Source organism: Limnobacter sp. CACIAM 66H1, from assembly GCF_001601825.1.
Classification (GTDB): Bacteria; Pseudomonadota; Gammaproteobacteria; order Burkholderiales; family Burkholderiaceae_B; genus Limnobacter.
This window is the reverse complement of the sequence record NZ_LUJK01000011.1, coordinates 25,883-43,644: the sequence shown is the minus strand read 5'-3', so window position 1 is coordinate 43,644 and position 17,762 is coordinate 25,883. Positions and strand designations below refer to the sequence as shown.

Sequence of the window (17,762 nt, the reverse complement as noted above, 5' to 3'; positions counted from 1 at the left end):
TATGAACCCCAATACCGCATTAAACACCGCTTTGAGTGTGAGCAAAATTGGTGTTTACGTGGCTGTCGCATTGAGCGCAGTGGCTTGTTCATCGCTAAGGCCGTTCGGGCAGGAAGACGAGTTTCGCGCCAAACTGAAAGCACCGGAAATCACTGGCGCAAATCAAGCAGCACCTCAGGTGACTTTGCCCATTGAGCGTTTGCCCTCCGATACCTTCTGGGTTCGTCCCCAGCTTTCCGAGGGTGAACTGCCCAACCGCATGGTCGAGAACCTCTCGGTGACCGAACGCGGTTTGTTCGATGTGCTGCAGCTGATTTTCGCCAGCACCAACATGCCATTGAGTTTTGAGGGTGGGGCGGATGCAGCGTCCCGTTATGGGGTGGTTACGCTGAACAATCTCAGTGGCACTTTGCCGCAAGTGATGAACAAGTTGGGCGAAATCATGGGGTTTTTCTGGACAGTGACGGAGTCGGGCGTGCTGAGGATCATGCCTGAGCAACAGTTTGTCGTCACCATGCCGCCTGTGCTGAACGAGGACAGCATGGCTGGCATTACCAACACCATGCAGTACCTGGGCGCGCGTGATGTTTACCTGGACCGCATCAACCGATCACTGGTGTTTCGCGCCAACCGTCGGGCCTTGAGCGACATCCAGAATTATCTTGAGCGGGCACGTGCCACCCGTTCATTGATTGTGTATGACATGAATGTGTTACAGGTGGACCTGAACGATTCCAACAACATGGGTGTGCGTTGGGAGCTTTACAAAACCGGCAATGGAATCAACACCGCCCCGGACTCCTCGATTGCAGGAGCATCCAGCACAGCAGACAGGATTACCCAACTGACGCGCACTGCATCGGGAATTGAAACCCTGATCTTTGGTGAAAATTTCTCCACCAATTTCTTGATTGATTTTCTGAAGTCACAGGGCGATGTCAAAACCCTGAGTCAACCGAAAATCGGCTTGATGAATGGCACCAACGGCAACATTCGGGTGGGACAGTCCACCACATTTGTATCGCGTGTGGGCTCGCAAATTGTGAACGGAGTGGCGCAATCCACCGCCGACACGCAGAACCTGCGTACAGGCCTTGAAGTCTCGCTGACCGGCGAGGCACATGACTCCACCATTTACACCCGCATCAATATTTCAATCACGGAGCTTCTGGCGCTGAAGCGTTTCACTGCCTTGGGTGTGGATTTGAACTTGCCTGAGGTCGCTGACCGCGAACTGAAAACCCAAGTGCGTTGTCGTCCCGGCGACACCATTTTGCTGGGTGGTATTACCGTGTCGCGTGCCCAGGATGATTTTCAAAGTGGGCTGGGCACACGCAGCCGCACCGAGAGCACCAAACAAACGGAACTGGTGGTGACCATCCGCCCGCGTTTGTTGTTGTTCGGTGAAGTGGCCAAGTTGGAACAACCCGCAGCGCAGTTGCCCGTGTTGGAAACGCCAGCCCCGATCAAACGCAGAATTGAACCCAAGGCACCCAGCGCAGTTGAACCCGTGGCAGCGGCCGTGGGCGGCCCCTTGCGTTTGTCGACAAGCCTGGGTTTTGTGCCCTCGCAAGTTCAAATGATCTCGAAACTGACCCCGTTTCAGGAGCAGTGAAATCATGCATGCCTTTCAAAAACCCCTTGTTATCTGTTGTCTGGTCAGTGCCTGTGCTGCATGGTCGGGCGGTGTGTTGTCGCAGCAAACCATTGCCAATCCCTTGATTCGCCCTGCCATGTTACAGGGTGCACCTGTGGCAAATGGGCCAGATTCTTCCGGCGCCACACAGCGCCCGGCAGAGCAGGCAGCCACCGGCGATGCTGCTGATTTGCGTCGGCAGGCCGAGCGGCGGATTACGCAAGAAGATTTGAACATTCGGCAACAAGCCTTGAATTCACCGGTGTTGCCGGTGCCGCTGATTAACCTGTTCAGCAATATGCAGGTGACCGCCTATTTTCAGGGTGCCATTGTGATGCGACGGGTCGAGAACGATTTCACGCCCCAGCAAGTCATTCAGCCTGCTGTCACTCAACAGGCTGGCAATGGCCGTAGCGAACCAACCGCCGCTGTCGTGGTGCCTCGCCCGGTGTCGCGTTCATCGGGTGCACTTCGTTTGCGAGTGGGTAAAACAGAAAATGTCAGCGGCTACGCGTTGCGAGCCACGGTCAACGGGCAAGACATCACGGTCGACTGGTTAAGTGAAAACGGCACCTGGGTCAATGTGTTTTATGGCGCGCTTGAGTCGAGCGCAGGTGGCCTGCCGCAAGTGCCCAGCGATTCACAGTTGCTGAAAGTGGAAACCGATCAGTTTGATTATTTGGTGCCTGTGCTGAGAACACAGACTTTCTCACCCTCAGGTACTTTGGGGGGGCAGCAAGGCGGCAACTTTGGCTCCGGGTTTGGTGGTGGCAATGGTGGTTTCGGAGGCAACCAGTTGGGCAACAATCAACCGGGCTTTGGCACTGGCTTTCCCAACTGAAGGAAACATTCTCCATGAAATCACTAGAAGCAGATTTGGTACAAGCCGGGCTGGATGAGCATCAGCTCAATTTGCTTCGCCAACAACACACACACTTGCGTGGAGAGGGTCGGTCTGCCGAATTGGGCAGCCTCGCTTTGCGCTCAAGATTCCTGAATCTGGATGATTTGGCCGAATCGGGTTCTCAAGAGGATTCCAATGTCATCGGCGACCATTTCACCCTGCAAACCATTTTACCGCTGGAATATTGTCGTCGATTTGTGTGTGTGCCCACCGAGTTCTCAAAGGGGGTGCTTACTTTGCGTTGTGCGCAGCCCTTGAAAGCGGCTCAACAGGATCGTATCAGCAAGCCGCGGCACGATGGCTATGTAACCAACTTTCCATTGCATGACCGTTTGAAAGCACTGCATCTGCCAGATCGTTGCCAGCTGATCGCCGTTAATTTAAAAACCGGTCACGTTATCCAGGCGATTACTTTTGAAGGCGCCGCACGTGAGTTTTTCGACACCGTAGTGATTCCCGATTGTCGCAACGGGGTGATCATGAATCTGGATGAGGCACAGCATCCGCAACTGGTGACCTGTGAGCAGCATGATTGCGCCATGCCAGCATGAATTGTTAAAAAAGCACACGGCATGCGTTGTGTGGTTGACTGGCTTGAGTGGGGCTGGAAAAACCACGCTGGCGATGGCGTTGGAGAAAGAGTTGTACAACAGGGGTGTTCACACGGCTTTACTGGATGGTGACGGCTTGCGGCTCGGTTTGAATAGTGATCTTGGTTTTTCACCAGAAGACCGTGTCATCAATGTGCAACGCACAGCACAAGTGTGCAAGCTGATGGTGGATGCTGGCCTCGTGGTGATTGTGTCCATGATTTCGCCTCAAGCCCAGAGCCGCACCATGGCCCGCTCCTTGTTCAATCCCGGGCAATTTTTTGAAGTGCATGTGAATGCACCTCTTCAGGTGTGCGAACAACGCGATCCCAAAGGCCTCTATCGCAAAGCGCGTCGCGGCGACATTGCGCAGTTCACCGGGATCAGCGCTACTTATGAAGTACCCGAAAGTCCCTGTCTGATTTTGCAAACCCACCAGTACACTGTTTCCGAATGCCTGGAGCAACTTTTTGCAATCCTGGAGCCTGCTTTGGGCCGGTATTCAATAAACGGGAGAATGAATCAACAACCGGATTGACAATCAATCGGTTTCGGGTAAGGTTAGGATCCTCTACCGCGCACGCAGAACCAATATGGGAATCAAAATGGAGGCCTTTCCGGCCCCGGATCAGCTCAAAAATGCAGCACCCAAAGCAGAGGAACTTCAAACCAAAGAATTGGCCGAGCTTGAGGCGGTCGATCCAGGCTTGGTGAAACAGGCTCGCCAGAAACAAACTGTACTGGTCACAGGGCATGCAGGTTTTATCGGATTTCACACGGCCAAGGCGCTCCTGGAGCGTGGCGACAAAGTCATTGGCTTTGATTCACTGAACAGTCACTATGACACCCGGCTCAAGCGTGAACGCTTGACCATGCTCGATGAAATTGCAAAGGCCACTGGATCGAAATACCATTCAGTGCGCGCTGATCTTTGCGACAGTACGCAGCTGCACGAATGCTTGGAAACTTACAAAGTTCAGCGGGTCATTCACCTCGCCGGGCAAACCGACAAATTTTTGTCGCAGGACAAACCTGCCGAGTGTGTGCAAAACAATATCAACAGTTTTGTGTCGCTGTTGGAAGCTTGCCGACATTTCAAAATTCACCACTTAACGTATGCCAGCAGCCATGCTGTATACGGGGCGGGTTTCCAGAAACCCATGAGCGAGCGCGACAGTGCAAACCACCCGCAGCGCCTGGATGCCGCCACTCAGCGTGCCTGCGAACTCATGGCCCATTCCTACAGTCACCTGTTTAATTTGCCCACCACTGGCTTGCGGTTTTTCTCGGTGTACGGCCCTTGGGGCAGACCCGATTCGGTGCTGTTCGCGTTCACCAAACGTATTCTCGAAGGCAAGCCAATTCAAATTTACAACGATGGTCGCAACACCCGGGACTACACCTACATTGCTGATTTGGTGGAGGCGGTGCTGCGTGCCAGTGACACCCCCGCCGAGCCCAACCCGGTGTGGCTGGTTGAGGCGCCTGATCAGGCCACGAGTAACGCACCCTGGCGAATTTTGAACGTGGGCAACAGCTTGCCAGTTTCTATTGAGGAATTGATCGCAGCGCTGGAACATGCCTTGGAGAAAACCGCCATCAAGGAATACATCACCGGCCCGATTCTGGAAAAGAGCCAAAGCTGTGCCGATGTCACTGCCTTGCAATCGGCCACTCAATTCAGGCCTGTCACCCCCCTGGCGCAGGGCATCGCTGAATTCGCCGCCTGGTATCGAATGTATCACCAGGTGTAATGCTTCTTGATGTTTACTCAGTGTCCAAGTAGTGTCGGCTTAGCGACACTTCAGGCACATCTAATTCCTGTCATCTCCCGGTAACAAGGGGATACACACTTAAATCCACAACGCCAAAAGTCACAAGGCGGAGATGGCAGGAGACACCCATGACCGTAGTACCCTTCAACAAACTGTTGCTTGCGGCCCTTCTCGGGGCCACCTTGGGCCTCGCAGCCTGTGGCAGCGACGATACCCCGGCGAGTTTGGCTGGCCCGAACAATCCCACCAATCCCAATGAGGAAGTTGAGCCCACCATGACCTTGGTGGCCAACTTTAAAAACCCGGATCCTGAGGCAGTACAACGGCAGTTCACGTCCACGGCATGCAGCGACAATGCGACACAACCTCGTGCAGGTGGCAACAGTTACAGCGTGAACCTGCAGTCTGCAAGTGGCCACAATATTGCGTTCACTGTGTTCGAGCCTGCCGAGTTTAATTGTGATCGGGGTAATCCTTTGGTGCTGGAAGGCCACGGTTATGGCGGCTCGCGCGCGACCAGCCCACGCGGCATCATGGGCGACCTGATTGAGGCTGGTGCTGGGGTGATTAGTATTGACCAACGCGGCTTTGGTGAAAGCGGCGGATCTGTCCGCGTCTTGGATCCAGACTTTGAAGGGCAAGACCTGCTTCAAATCCTCGATTGGGCTGAGGCCAACCTGGACTGGTTGCGCTACGCCAGCACGCCCAAACCTGCGGGCAACCGTGAATTCAACATGGTGGCTGGAGCCACGGGTGGCAGCTACGGTGGTGGCTATCAACTGTTGATTCACAACATTGATCCACTGAAGCGCCTGGATGCGCTCACCCCCGATATTGCATGGAATGACCTGCGCTACAGCTTGAACCCTGGCGGCGCGTATGGCATCGAAAATTTTGAGCCCGCCGAGGGCAATGTCAAGCCCACCGGCACCGTGAAGTCGGGATGGGCCTTGCTGTTGGTGGCCGGCGGCGAATCGGGTTCTTTGAGCCCAAAGCTGCAAGCAGGCGACCCCATGGCTTTGCAAACCAGCGGGCAAGACAACTTAATCCGCGAAACCCTGTTGCGCGGCGCCACCGCCAATCGTTTTCCAGAGGGAGCGCTGGAGTTTTTCCGTTACCACAGCCCAAGTTATTGGTGCGATTCTGAAGCCCCCGGCGCGCAAAGCTTCCTTCAAAGTGAAGTAACGCCTGGTCTGGCCCAGAAAACACCGGACCCGGTCGATATTCTGTTCACTCAAGGTTTTCGGGACACCTTGTTCAACTTCAACGACGCATTCCACAACTTCAGTTGTTACCGCGCGCTTGAGGATGACAAAGGCAAAAAAGCCGATGTACGTTTGCTGACCCACCAAAGTGGTCACATTCTGCCCCTGTCGCCTTCGATGGTCCCTGGTTTGGCTGACCTGACGGAGCAGGGCGCCCAAAACGGTCTCAATGAAATTGAGTTCCAAAAGCCAGGTGGCCCTTTTGCTTGTGGTGACCTGAGTATTCCAGAGGCCCAATTTGCATTCCTTGTTGAAAAGTTGTTTACGCCCCAGGAAGCTGCTGCGATCAAAAACGCCAGCGAATCCAATGCGTTCACAACCTTGGCTGCAAACAAAGGCAAGGTTTGCCTCAGCCTGAATGATGACGTGGGCCAAGGCACAGCCAGTGAAAACGCCGCAGTGTGGGTGAATGAAAACACATTGTTCAGCAACCTGGGGCCGCAAGCCAAGGGCCAAGCAACCAATAGCAATATTCAGCCTGTGGCCATTGATTTTACGCCGGGGGCTGATCCACTGAATGTGCTCACCAGTGCGGTGACCGGCATTTTGCGTTATCCGTTTGCGCCCGCGGTTATGCCCATCGACTTGCCCGCCGGTGTGAATGTGGTGGCAGGTATTCCAACTGCGACCTTCGAAATCGCACCACCTGTGGATATGTTGATGAACCCTGTGTGTGGTCAAATTTATTCAGCCACGGCCATGTCACCCATTGGGTTGGCGGGTTTGGAGCCTGGCTGCGACCCCATGTTGTTCGTTGGGCTGGGCGTGAACAGAAACGGCGCCTGGCGTTTGATCGATGATCAGGTGACGCCCATTCGTGGATTTGGCAAGCGCCATGTGGAAATGACTGGCGTGGCCGAACGTTTGGCCGAAGGCGAAACCTTGGGCTTGCTGGTGTATGGTTATCACCCGCAATATTTGGCAACCGCCTCTCGCGACCTGGTCACCCCCTTGGTCGCACTGCGCGGTACTTTGAATTTACCCACATTGCAAAATTTAATGCCATAATCCGGCTGTCAAATGATTACATGCAGCGCCCACTCCACGTGGGCGCTCTTATTTCCAGTGAAAAATCAAGCCAAAGCTGAAGCTGTAGAAAATACACAAGGTGTGCGCCCAGCCATGCAGGCCCGCAGCCTTCGAAAGCGGCACGACCTGCTCAAAGCCGGGCGCAAGCTCTTGCACACCCGTGTGCTTGAGGAAATTTCAATCAAAGACATCTGCACTGAAGCGGGTTGCACCGTGGGTTCGTTCTACAGCCGGTTTGAAGACAAAGAAAGTTACTTCGACGCCTTGATCGCCGAGAGCTGCCAGGAGTTGCTCATGAGCGCTGCCAGTCAATTTGATGACCGCAACTGGGTGGGTGTGGAAGGTAAACTGATTTGCGACGAAGTAGTCAGTTTTCTAGTCGGTATTTTTCAGGGTGAATACAGTTCAATCTTGACTGAAGCGTTTATTCGCGAATCCAAGGGCTTCATTGAATCCACTCCCATGCGAGATGTGGGTTTCGGTTTCATCACCACAGTTTCAAAGCCTCTGCTGCCGCACATCGACAGCGCCGTTCACCCAGATCCCTTGCGGGCCTTGGCTTTCGCCATTCAGGTCGTCTACGGTGCGCTTCACAATGCCCGCCTGCGTGATGCGGGCCCTGTTAAATTTCGCACCCAGGAATTCGAAACGCGAATTCAGAATGTGGTAAGTCGATACCTCGGAATCGAGTCCTGACAAGCCCTGTAGTGAAATTACTACTAAATTGCGACTATTGACAATTCGCGCAACATTTCATGTTACTCCGGTGGTACATTTTTAGATAAGGCGCTCTAAATTATTAAAACTGTAATTACGGTTTTATTTTTTGGAAAGCTGCTTTACACTAAGCAAAAAATTAGCAAAAAGCATCAATCAAGGTGCAATTACTGGAGGTGACATGTCTTATTTTTCTCAAGGTTCTCGAAGTTCCCCATAAGGTTGGTTCGCGCCTGTTGCAGGCCGGAACAACTATTCGATTTTTCAGTTGATTTTCCGACATCCTCAGTCTGAGGACCGTTCGGCAATCGCAGGCGTGTTTCGTCTGCTGACTCGATAATTATTTGGGGGCTACATGAACAAACATTCTTTTACTAAAACAAGAACACACGTTGCCGTGCGCAACATGATCGCAGCAGGGCTATTTGCCGCGGCTGTAATGCCTGTACAGGCTGCCAATTTTCAGATTGGTGATTTTGACCTTAGCGTAAACTCCACCGTATCGGCGGGTACCAGTTTCCGTGTTGAGGGGCAGGATAGGGCGCTTTATGGGCCTGCGAATAGAAACGCTGAAGGAATTACTGGGACCGGAGCGTCTAACACCGGCGATGACGGAAATTTGAACTTTCAAAAGGGCGATACCTTCTCGACCATTATCAAAGGCGTTCACGACTTTGAATTGAAGAAGGACAATTATGGTTTCTTCACGCGCGTTAAGTGGTTCTATGACCACACGTTGAATCAAAAAGATGTATTCCACGGTCATGAGCCAACAAGTAACACTCCAAATCGCAGATTGGATGATAACGGCTTCCACCCATATGCGCGTTTTGACGGTGTTGACGTATTGGATGCCTTTGGTTATATCAACACCAATGTAGGTGGAATGCCGCTTGATTTGCGTCTAGGTAAACAAGTCATCAGCTGGGGTGAAAGCACCTTTATTTTGAGCCCAATTGCTGGTTTGAATACGATTGACGTTTCAGCATTCCGCCGCCCCGGGGCGGAATTGAAAGAGGGCTTTACTCCAGCTGAAATGTTGTACGCTAACTTAGGTGTCACTGACACTACCAGTCTCGAAGGTTTTGTTCAATTGAAGTGGCGTAAAACTGTACCCGAAGGTTGCGGTACATTTTTCTCAACTGCGGATTTCTTGGCTGATGGTTGTGGGCGACTTGCGTTCCTTTCTTCTGCGCCTGATCAGCAAAACTTCCCAGGCGGGTTCTTCATCAATCGAGGGTTGGATCGCCAGCCTGATGATGGTGGCCAGTTTGGTCTAGCACTCCGTAGTTATTTTGAATCTTTGGATGCAGAGCTCGGTGTCTACGCTATGCAGTATCACAGCAGATTGCCGATGGCTAGTTTGTTTAAAGGAGCGGTTCCAGCGCCTACATTTGGCCCTACTTCTCAGTCCCGTTACGTCGCAGACTACCCTGAAGATATTAAAGTCTTCGGAGCCAGTTTTGCAACAAACGTGGGTGGCTGGGCATGGTCGGGCGAGGCATCCATGACTCAAGACTTGCCAATTCAAATTAACGCGACCGACCTGCTGCGTGCTGGTTTGACACTTGGTCAGCCAACGGGCGCCCCTTTCTTTGGAATCACTGCTCCCGCAGATTTGCGCAACAGGATTGCAAGCGCTCCTAACGGAACTGTTGTAAACGGATTCGATCGGTTTGATGTGACGCAAATTCAAAACACCTTTATCAAAACTTTTGACCGGGCCTTGGGGTCTAGTCAAGTCGCTTTCGTAGGTGAGGTTGCAGCGGTCTTTGTAGATGGGTTGCCCGATATTCGGAATGGGGGAATTCGCTACGGACGGAACGCAGTGTTCGGTGGCGCTCAAGATCCAGGTAACAATTTCAATGGTTTTGTGACTGAGTTCTCTTGGGGTTACCGCTTGAGAACCCAAGCGACTTATCGCGACGTTTTCTTGGGTACTGATTTGATTCCAAGCATCGTGTGGTCCCATGACGTAGACGGCTATTCGCCGGAGCCAGGTCAGGCCTTCAACGAAGGCCGGCAGTCGGTTGGTTTGGGATTGGGTTTTGAATTTGATGCCAACACCCGTGCATCAATCAACTACACCACGTTCACCAATGCAGCTGATTACGATGTACTTCGCGACCGCGATTTCATCTCTTTGAGCGCATCTTACTCATTCTAAGAACAGAGACACACTGGAGGAATTTTTATGTTGAAGTTTCAAACAAAGCTCACAGCACTGGCTCTGGCAAGCTTGTTTGCTGTTGGCACCGCGCAAGCGGCTGTCAGCGCGCAAGAAGCGGCAAAGCTGGGCACAACCCTGACTGAATTTGGTGCTGAAAAAGCGGGCAACGCCGCTGGCACCATTCCAGCCTACACCGGTGGCCTCACCAAGGCACCAGCGGGCTACAAGCCAGGGCAACACTTGGTAGACCCGTTTGCCAATGAGAAGCCATTGTTCACCATCACTGGTGCCAATGCGGATCAGTACAAGGCCAACCTGTCACCAGGTCAGCTGGAAATGCTGAAAAAGTACCCCACATTCAAAATGAATGTGTACAAAACCCACCGCACAACGGCTTACCCCAAGAAAGTGTTGGACGCAGCCAAGAAAAACGCAACCAACGCCAAAACTGAAAACAACGGTAACTCCGTGGTTGGTTTCGAGCAGGCCATTCCTTTCCCAATTCCACAAAATGGTGTTGAGGTCATCTGGAACCACCTGACCCGTTATCGCGGTGGTGCAGCCAAGCGCGATTTCGTTCAAGTACCTGTTGAGCGCGATGGCACCTTCATTATTAACCGCATTGAAGACACCCTGGTGTTCCCGCGCAACCTGCCTAATTTTTACAAGGCTGGCGAAGATGACAACATCAACTTCTACTTCTATCAAATCCTGAAGAGCCCTGTTTCTGTGTCCGGCAACGTATTGCTGGTGCACGACACACTGGACCAGGTTACTGAAGGTCGCCGTGCATGGCAGTACAACGCGGGTCAGCGTCGTGTTCGTCGCGCACCTCAAGTGGCCTACGACTCACCAGGTACAGCGGCTGACGGCTTGCGTACAACCGATAACTACGATTTGTTCAATGGCGCGCCAGACCGTTATGAGTGGAAGTTGAAAGGCAAGAAGGAAATGTACATTCCGTACAACTCCTATCGTTTGGCCAGCAACAAGCTGACTTACAAGGAAATCCACCAGCCACTGCACATGAACCCAGAGCACCTGCGCTATGAGTTGCACCGCGTGTGGGAAGTGGAAGCAACCTTGAAGAGCGATGCACGCCATATTTACGCCAAGCGTGTATTCTTCGTGAACGAAGACAACTGGCAAGCCTCCATCATCGATCACTACGATGGCAAGGGCGCATTGTGGCGCGTGGCTGAAGCCCACAACATTCAGTACTACAACGAAATGGTTCCTTTCTACGCTGCTGAAGTCTTGTACGACTTGCAAGCGGGCCGTTACCTCACCATTGGTTTGACCAATGAAGCAGAACAGCCCTTCGTATTCGACTTCACACCAGACCGCGCCAACTACACGCCGGCTGGCCTGCGTCGACTCGGCGTTCAGTAATAGCTAAGTAAATTCAGGCTACAAGGGGGCATGGTCCCTTTGTAGCCTTTTTTAATTTCAAAGGATCTTCAATGTTTCTCCGGAATCGTTTTTCCAACAAGGCGGCTTCCACGCTGCTACTGGGTGCCATGCTGTGCGCAGGTTTGATCACCTATGGCAGTTTGTCGACAGCCAAAGTTGACCTGCTTCAAATACCTGCAATTCCGAGCGTGAATGCAACCCGTTCCCTGCTGATTGATGTCGAGCGTGTCGGTAAAAATCTGTTTGCGGCGGGCGAGTTCGGTCAAATTTTGAAAAGCGAAGACAACGGACAAACCTGGACTGCAGGCAAGGTGCCTGTGTCAGTGACCTTGACCTCGGTGGCCTTTGCGAATGAGGCCGTGGGTTATGCAGTGGGTCACGACGGTGTAGTACTGAAAACTGAAGATGGTGGTGTGAACTGGGTCAAGTTGATCGATGGTGGAACCATTAATCAGTTTGTGCTCGATATCGCGCAAGCCAAGGCAGATGCCTTGCAAGAACAAGTGGACAACCTTCCTGATAACGCACCCGCAGATGTGCGCGAGGCATTGGAAGTGGCCGCCGAAGAAGCTGCATTTGTGGTGGACACCGCGCAAGGCGACCTTGAAGTGGGCCCCTCCAAGCCACTGCTGGATGTGATTGTGAATGGCAATGGCAATGTATTTGTGGCGGGCGCTTACGGACAGTTGCTGAAAAGTACCGACCAAGGTGCAAGCTGGGTTTATCTGGGCGACCGCACCAATAACCCCAACAACTATCATTTGAACACCATGCTGCTTTCCAAAACCGGAGAAATCTGGGTGGCTGGCGAGCAGGGTACAGTGTTGGTGAGCGCTGATGAAGGCGAAACCTGGACCAACAAAAAAATCGACTACGACGGTTCAGTGTTTGCATTGATGGAAGCGCCCGACACCCGCACTGTAGTCGCCGTCGGCTTGCGTGGTCACGCATTCCGCTTGCCTTTCGGAGGTGAGCAATGGGAAGAAGTAAATACCAACTTGCGAGAAACCTTCAGCGGCGCAACCGTGCTGGCCGATGGTTCCATGGTGGTGGTGGGGTCGCGCGGTATTTTGGCGCGTAGCACCGATGACTTCCGCTCCATTCAGGTCACACGTCGTGCTGACAAGTTGCCCTCCGCCAGTGTGGTGCAATTGAATGATCAAGAAATTCTGTTGGCGGGTCTGCGTGGTTTCAAAACCTTGCCCCTGTCTGAATTCAAATAAACGGACCCAACACACGGACGCAACACAACAATGACTTCTCCAGACTCAACAAAAACCAAAGCCCCTTTGGCCGAACGATTGATTTTCAGCAAACGCCCCGTGGTGATGCTTCTGATGTTGATCGCGACGATCGTGCTCGCCTGGCAGGCCACGCAACTGAAAGTGGCGGCCAGCTTTGAAAAAATGATCCCAACCAACCACGAGTTTGTGGTGAACTTTCTTGAAAACCGTGCTGATCTCACCAGTCTCGGTAACGTGGTACGCGTCACGGTACAAACCAAGGAAGGCGATATTTTTGATGCCGAGTACCTTGAAACCCTGAAGCAGGTGACCGACAAGGCCTTTTACATTCCTGGTGTGAATCGTCCGGAAATGGCATCGCTTTGGACTGCCAACGTGCGTTGGACTTCGGTGACTGAGGAAGGCCTTGAGGGTGGGCAGGTCATTCCTGCCACCTACAACGGTGATGCTGAAAGCATCGCACTGGTGCGCCAGAACGTTGAGCTTTCCGGGCAAATTGGTCGCTTGGTGGGCAACGACTTCAAAAGCACAATTGTGTATCTGCCTTTGCTGGAAATTAACCCGGAAACTGGCAAGCGTCTGGACTACAAAGAGTTCTCCGAGCGCATCGAAACTGAACTTCGCAATGAATTCAATTCCGACAAAATTGAAATTAGGGTCACTGGTTTCGCGAAAATTGTAGGTGACCTCATTGAAGGTGCAACACAGGTGGTGATGTTTTTTGGCATCGCGGTGCTCATCACTTTGGTCATGTTGTTTTTCTATTCCCGCAGTATAAAAAGCACCTTGGCCACACTGGTCTGTTCAATCATTGCGGTTATTTGGCAGTTGGGCTTGCTCAATGCCATGGGCATGGGGCTCGATCCTTACTCCATGTTGGTGCCTTTTCTGGTGTTCGCGATCGGTGTAAGCCATGGTGTGCAAATTGTGGGTGCCATCGCCCACAAGCAAGGTGAGGGGCACAACAGGCTAGACTCAGCCCGTTTGGCCTTCCGTGGCTTGTACATTGCCGGTCTAACTGCGTTGGTGTCCGATGGTTTCGGCTTCGCGACTCTGATGGTGATCGACATTCCCGTGATTCGCGATTTGGCGATTGCAGCGTCAGTGGGTGTTGCGGTCATCATTCTCACCAACCTGGTCTTGCTGCCCTTGATCATGAGCTACGTCGGTGTCGACGAAAAGGCGGTGGCGAAGTTGCAGCAAGAGGAATCTGGCAGCAACAAGTTGTGGCACTTTCTGGCTGGTTTTGCACAGGCCAAAATGGCCAAAGGTGCATTGGCGGTTGCTTTGGCCTTGTTGGCGGTGGGCCTGTGGGGCAATGCCAACGTACAAATTGGTGACCTTGACAAGGGTGCCCCCGAGTTGCGCGCGGATTCGCGCTACAACCTGGACAACGCGTATGTGACCGACAACTACTCGACAAGTACTGATGTATTTGTGGTCATGGTTGAAACCGAGATGGACGGTTGTATCAAGTACAACACGCTGGCGGCTGTGGATTTGTTCCAGTGGACCATTGAACAGGTACCCGGGGTGCAAAGCAGTATTTCTCTGGCCGACCGTTCCAAGTTCGTCATCAGTGCTTACAGCGAAGGCGACTTGAAATGGAATGCATTGAACCGAAACCAGTTTGTGTTGAACGGCACCATCAGTGGCATGAACCTCTCTGACGGTTTGTTCAGTTCTGACTGTTCTTTCATGCCAATCATTGTGTTCCTTGAAGATCACAAAGCCGACACCTTGAAGCGTGTCGTGGCTGCAGCCGAAGACTTTATTGCCAAGAACGACACTGGTGATGCTGTGTTTAAACTCGCAGCGGGCAACGCCGGTATTGAAGCAGCGACCAATGAAGTGGTGGAGCGCGCCCAAACCGAGATGCTGATCTGGGTTTACGGTGTGGTGGCTATTCTGGTTTGGCTGGCCTTCCGTTCGGTGCGCACGGTCATCTGTATTATTGCCCCTCTGGCGCTCACCTCCCTGTTGTGTTCAGCGCTGATGGTCGCACTGGGCATTGGCGTGAAAGTGGCTACTTTGCCGGTGATTGCGCTGGGTGTCGGTATTGGTGTGGACTACGGCATTTACATCTATGGCAAGCTTGAGGAGTACTTGAAAGAGGGTATGCCATTTGCTGACGCTTACTTCGAGACCTTGAAGTCCACTGGTAAAGCTGTGGTATTTACCGGTCTTACCCTGGGCATCGGTGTGGCCACCTGGGCATTCTCGCCCATCAAGTTCCAGGCTGACATGGGCTTGCTGCTCACCTTCATGTTCTTGTGGAACATGGTGGGTGCTGTAGTCTTCCTGCCCGCTTTGGCCTACTTCCTTGATCGCCGCGGTGAGAAGGTGTAGTTTTTGTAAGTAATTAGTAAGTTATTGAAAAAAACGGGCTTTATCGGCCCGTTTTTTCATTTCAACACAGTTCATTTGAGGGGGTTGTGTACAACTGTTAGCGCCCTCACAATCAAACCTCATTGATATGGAGAGTTGATTGTTGGATCGAGTCGATAACCTACAACTGGTCAGTGGACGATTGCAGGATGTGTTCGATTGCCAACAGCGAACCTACCGGGCCAATCCCCACCCCAGCAAACAAGAGCGAGTCAGCAACCTCGAATTGCTTGAAGAAATCATTCTTCGCAATGAAAGTGAGTTGATCGACGCCATGTCGGAAGACTTCGGCCATCGTTCCCGCCACGAATCAACCATGCTCGACATCGTCAGTAGCCTGTCTGCTGTCAGGCACAGTCGCAAGCATGTGGGTTTGTGGATGAAGCCACGCAAAGTGCCCACGCCACTACAACTTCGCCCGTCGGTCTCGTATATCAAACCCCAGCCTTTGGGCGTTATTGGCATTATTACACCGTGGAATTTTCCGGTGTATCTCAGTTTTGCAGGCCTGGCTTCAGCGCTGGCTGCGGGCAATTGCTGCATGCTGAAACCCAGCGAGTACAGCCCGAGAACCTCGGCACTCATGGCCCGATTGCTAGAAAACAATTTCGGTGAAGAGCACGTGGCCGTGATCGAGGGTGATGAAACTGTTGCAGAGGCTTTTTCTCGCCTGCCTTTTGACCATTTGTTGTTCACAGGTTCGCAAAGGGTAGGGCGTCTGGTGGCCAAGGCGGCAGCCGAGAACCTGACCCCGGTGACCCTGGAAATGGGGGGGAAGTCCCCCTTGATTGTTGCGCCCAGCGGCAATGTGGCGCAGGCCGCTGCATGTGCAGCTCACGGTAAAATGATCAATGCGGGGCAGGTGTGCGTAGCACCCGATTACGCCATGGTGCATGAAAGTCAGCTCAGGCGCTTCATCTCCGAGGTCAAGCGAGCCTCCCACAAACAATATCCCACTATTCGAAACAATCCCGACGTGTCGTGCGTCATCAACTCCAAGCACATGGCGCGTTTGCGCGATCTCGTAGACGATGCCCGGAAAAAGGGGGCTGAAATCATCGAGATTAATCCGGCTCACGAGGTGTTCGAGCCAGCAGCCAAAAAGTTTCCTTTAACCCTCGTCATCAATCCAAGTGCGGATATGCGCGTGATGCAGGAAGAAGTATTTGGCTCCATTCTGCCAATTCTGGCGTATCGGACACTCGAGGAGGCTGTGGCTCAGGTGCAATCCAAAGAAAGAGCGATTGCGCTTTATTTGTTTGCCAGCAAACAGGCTGAAAAGGAACTGGTATTGAGTCAAACCGTGTCGGGTGGTGTCACGGTAAACGACGCCATGTGGCATGTGCTGAACGATCACATGCCATTTGGCGGCGTGGGTGCCAGTGGTATGGGTGCCTATCACGGTTTGGTGGGGTTCAATGCCATGTCTCAACTCAAACCGGTCTTGGAGCAATCCAGATTCAACGCTGCGCCCCTGCTTCGCGCTCCCTATGGCACAGTGTTCGAAAAAGTTGTTACAGTATTGAAAAAAATCGTCTAAAGGGAGTGTTTACATGCGTCGGGTGGTCTTCAACCAAAAAGGTGGGGTTGGTAAATCCACTATCGCTAGCAACCTCGCAGCCATTTCGGCCAACAGTGGTTTGAAAACACTGTTGATTGATCTTGATCCTCAAGGAAACAGCACCCAGTACATTATGGGTCGCGGCTCCGCGCCTCTTGAATATTCCCTGGCTGATTTTTTCGATCAGGCCTTGAACTTCAAAATTCGCCCCAAAAAAAGTGCGGAATTCGTGGTTGAAACGCCTTATGAGAATCTTGATTTACTGGGTAGTCACCCCGCGCTTGAAGAGCTGCAAGTAAAGCTTGAATCACGTTACAAAATTTTCAAATTGCGTGAGGCCCTCGACGAGCTCAAAGGCCAATACGACCGTGTTTACATTGACACGCCACCAGCCCTGAATTTTTTTTCGCGTTCTGCACTCATCGCGGCCGATGCTGTGCTTATTCCTTTCGATTGTGATGAGTTCTCCCGTCGGGCCCTTTACAACCTCATGGATGCGCTCAATGAAATTCGTGCTGACCACAACCCGGCGCTTGAAGTGGAGGGTATTGTGGTGAATCAGTTCCAGCCCCGCGCAAGCCTGCCACAAAAGCTGGTTGCCGAGTTGCTGGAAGAAGGACACCCCGTACTCAACACTTGTCTGTCGTCTTCCGTCAAAATTCGCGAGAGCCATGAGGCGGCCAAGCCCATGATACATTTCATGCCCGCGCACAAGCTAAGTCAGGAGTTTGTGGCCATGCATGCCGAAGTTGAGGCGGCTGCTGCAAAACGCAAGAAGAAAGTCGCTTAATCCTCATCAAATCCTTTCTGTCACATCCCTGAAACCTGAGGGCTTCACACTCACACTTTGACATTAATTCAATGTGAGTGTGTGCAATGCGCCAAGCCATGGTTTGGGTTAACAAGCTGGGTGGTCAGTTTAAAGTGGCCCGTCAGCAACGTCTGCAAAAGAAATTACAGAAACGTTTGGGGAAACTGGTCTCCTACGGCCTCTCTTAAGGGCAACCTCGGGGACCATTTCCAATCCATCAGCCTGATCTGTTTTGCTCAAATCACTTGGTCCTTCCCAA

General features: G+C 52.5%; 13 protein-coding genes. All 13 read left to right on the top strand.

Features of this window, described 5'->3' with window-relative positions:
- Window position 1 precedes the first annotated feature (1 nt).
- The 13 genes from A0129_RS05150 (at window position 2) to A0129_RS05090 (ending at window position 17,482) form a co-directional block, all read left to right on the top strand.
- Entirely contained in the window at window positions 2-1,615 is a 1,614-nt protein-coding gene (locus tag A0129_RS05150) for a hypothetical protein (protein ID WP_291713000.1), read from the top strand.
- Window positions 1,616-1,619: 4 nt separating this feature from the next.
- A complete protein-coding gene (locus tag A0129_RS05145) occupies window positions 1,620-2,477 on the top strand; it encodes a hypothetical protein (RefSeq protein ID WP_291712999.1) in 858 nt (285 codons plus the stop codon).
- 14 nt (window positions 2,478-2,491) lie between these two features.
- Window positions 2,492-3,091 carry a hypothetical protein gene (locus A0129_RS05140; RefSeq protein WP_291712997.1) on the top strand — a complete coding sequence of 200 codons (600 nt, stop codon included), beginning with the start codon at window positions 2,492-2,494 and terminating at the stop codon, window positions 3,089-3,091.
- Window positions 3,069-3,668 (top strand): adenylyl-sulfate kinase, encoded by a 600-nt coding sequence (cysC, locus tag A0129_RS05135; RefSeq protein WP_291713041.1) that lies wholly within the window; start codon window positions 3,069-3,071, stop codon window positions 3,666-3,668. Before A0129_RS05140 ends, cysC begins: the two co-directional genes overlap by 23 nt.
- A 55-nt stretch (window positions 3,669-3,723) precedes the next feature.
- Window positions 3,724-4,884: an NAD-dependent epimerase/dehydratase family protein gene (locus tag A0129_RS05130; RefSeq protein ID WP_291712995.1), complete on the top strand. Its 1,161-nt coding sequence runs from the start codon at window positions 3,724-3,726 to the stop codon at window positions 4,882-4,884.
- Between the two features lie 149 nt (window positions 4,885-5,033).
- Complete coding sequence (locus A0129_RS05125; RefSeq protein WP_291712993.1) at window positions 5,034-7,178, top strand: CocE/NonD family hydrolase; 2,145 nt, start codon at window positions 5,034-5,036, stop codon at window positions 7,176-7,178.
- 57 nt (window positions 7,179-7,235) lie between these two features.
- The gene (locus A0129_RS05120; protein ID WP_291712991.1) at window positions 7,236-7,895 is read left to right on the top strand and encodes a TetR/AcrR family transcriptional regulator; all 660 of its coding nucleotides are present in this window, start codon (window positions 7,236-7,238) and stop codon (window positions 7,893-7,895) included.
- Between the two features lie 376 nt (window positions 7,896-8,271).
- On the top strand, window positions 8,272-10,083 hold the full coding sequence (locus A0129_RS05115; RefSeq protein ID WP_291712989.1) for a DUF1302 domain-containing protein: 1,812 nt from the start codon (window positions 8,272-8,274) through the stop codon (window positions 10,081-10,083).
- 27 nt (window positions 10,084-10,110) lie between these two features.
- Window positions 10,111-11,478: a DUF1329 domain-containing protein gene (locus A0129_RS05110; protein WP_291712987.1), complete on the top strand. Its 1,368-nt coding sequence runs from the start codon at window positions 10,111-10,113 to the stop codon at window positions 11,476-11,478.
- Between the two features lie 71 nt (window positions 11,479-11,549).
- Window positions 11,550-12,722: a YCF48-related protein gene (locus A0129_RS05105; protein ID WP_291712985.1), complete on the top strand. Its 1,173-nt coding sequence runs from the start codon at window positions 11,550-11,552 to the stop codon at window positions 12,720-12,722.
- A 30-nt stretch (window positions 12,723-12,752) separates the two neighbouring features.
- Entirely contained in the window at window positions 12,753-15,092 is a 2,340-nt protein-coding gene (locus A0129_RS05100; protein ID WP_291712983.1) for an MMPL family transporter, read from the top strand.
- A gap of 139 nt (window positions 15,093-15,231) precedes the next feature.
- Window positions 15,232-16,671 carry a coniferyl aldehyde dehydrogenase gene (locus A0129_RS05095; RefSeq protein ID WP_291712981.1) on the top strand — a complete coding sequence of 480 codons (1,440 nt, stop codon included), beginning with the start codon at window positions 15,232-15,234 and terminating at the stop codon, window positions 16,669-16,671.
- A 13-nt stretch (window positions 16,672-16,684) separates the two neighbouring features.
- Window positions 16,685-17,482 (top strand): ParA family protein, encoded by a 798-nt coding sequence (locus tag A0129_RS05090; protein WP_291712979.1) that lies wholly within the window; start codon window positions 16,685-16,687, stop codon window positions 17,480-17,482.
- Window positions 17,483-17,762: the final 280 nt, after the last annotated feature.

Excerpts from the sequence above, each read along its gene's own strand:
- A0129_RS05150 (WP_291713000.1), top strand. The coding sequence starts at position 2 with ATGAACCCCAATACCGCATTAAACACCGCTTTGAGTGTGAGCAAAATT.
- A0129_RS05145 (WP_291712999.1), top strand. The coding sequence starts at position 1,620 with ATGCATGCCTTTCAAAAACCCCTTGTTATCTGTTGTCTGGTCAGTGCC.
- A0129_RS05140 (WP_291712997.1), top strand. The coding sequence starts at position 2,492 with ATGAAATCACTAGAAGCAGATTTGGTACAAGCCGGGCTGGATGAGCAT.
- cysC (WP_291713041.1), top strand. The coding sequence starts at position 3,069 with ATGATTGCGCCATGCCAGCATGAATTGTTAAAAAAGCACACGGCATGC.
- A0129_RS05130 (WP_291712995.1), top strand. The coding sequence starts at position 3,724 with ATGGGAATCAAAATGGAGGCCTTTCCGGCCCCGGATCAGCTCAAAAAT.
- A0129_RS05125 (WP_291712993.1), top strand. The coding sequence starts at position 5,034 with ATGACCGTAGTACCCTTCAACAAACTGTTGCTTGCGGCCCTTCTCGGG.
- A0129_RS05115 (WP_291712989.1), top strand. The coding sequence starts at position 8,272 with ATGAACAAACATTCTTTTACTAAAACAAGAACACACGTTGCCGTGCGC.
- A0129_RS05110 (WP_291712987.1), top strand. The coding sequence starts at position 10,111 with ATGTTGAAGTTTCAAACAAAGCTCACAGCACTGGCTCTGGCAAGCTTG.
- A0129_RS05105 (WP_291712985.1), top strand. The coding sequence starts at position 11,550 with ATGTTTCTCCGGAATCGTTTTTCCAACAAGGCGGCTTCCACGCTGCTA.
- A0129_RS05100 (WP_291712983.1), top strand. The coding sequence starts at position 12,753 with ATGACTTCTCCAGACTCAACAAAAACCAAAGCCCCTTTGGCCGAACGA.
- A0129_RS05090 (WP_291712979.1), top strand. The coding sequence starts at position 16,685 with ATGCGTCGGGTGGTCTTCAACCAAAAAGGTGGGGTTGGTAAATCCACT.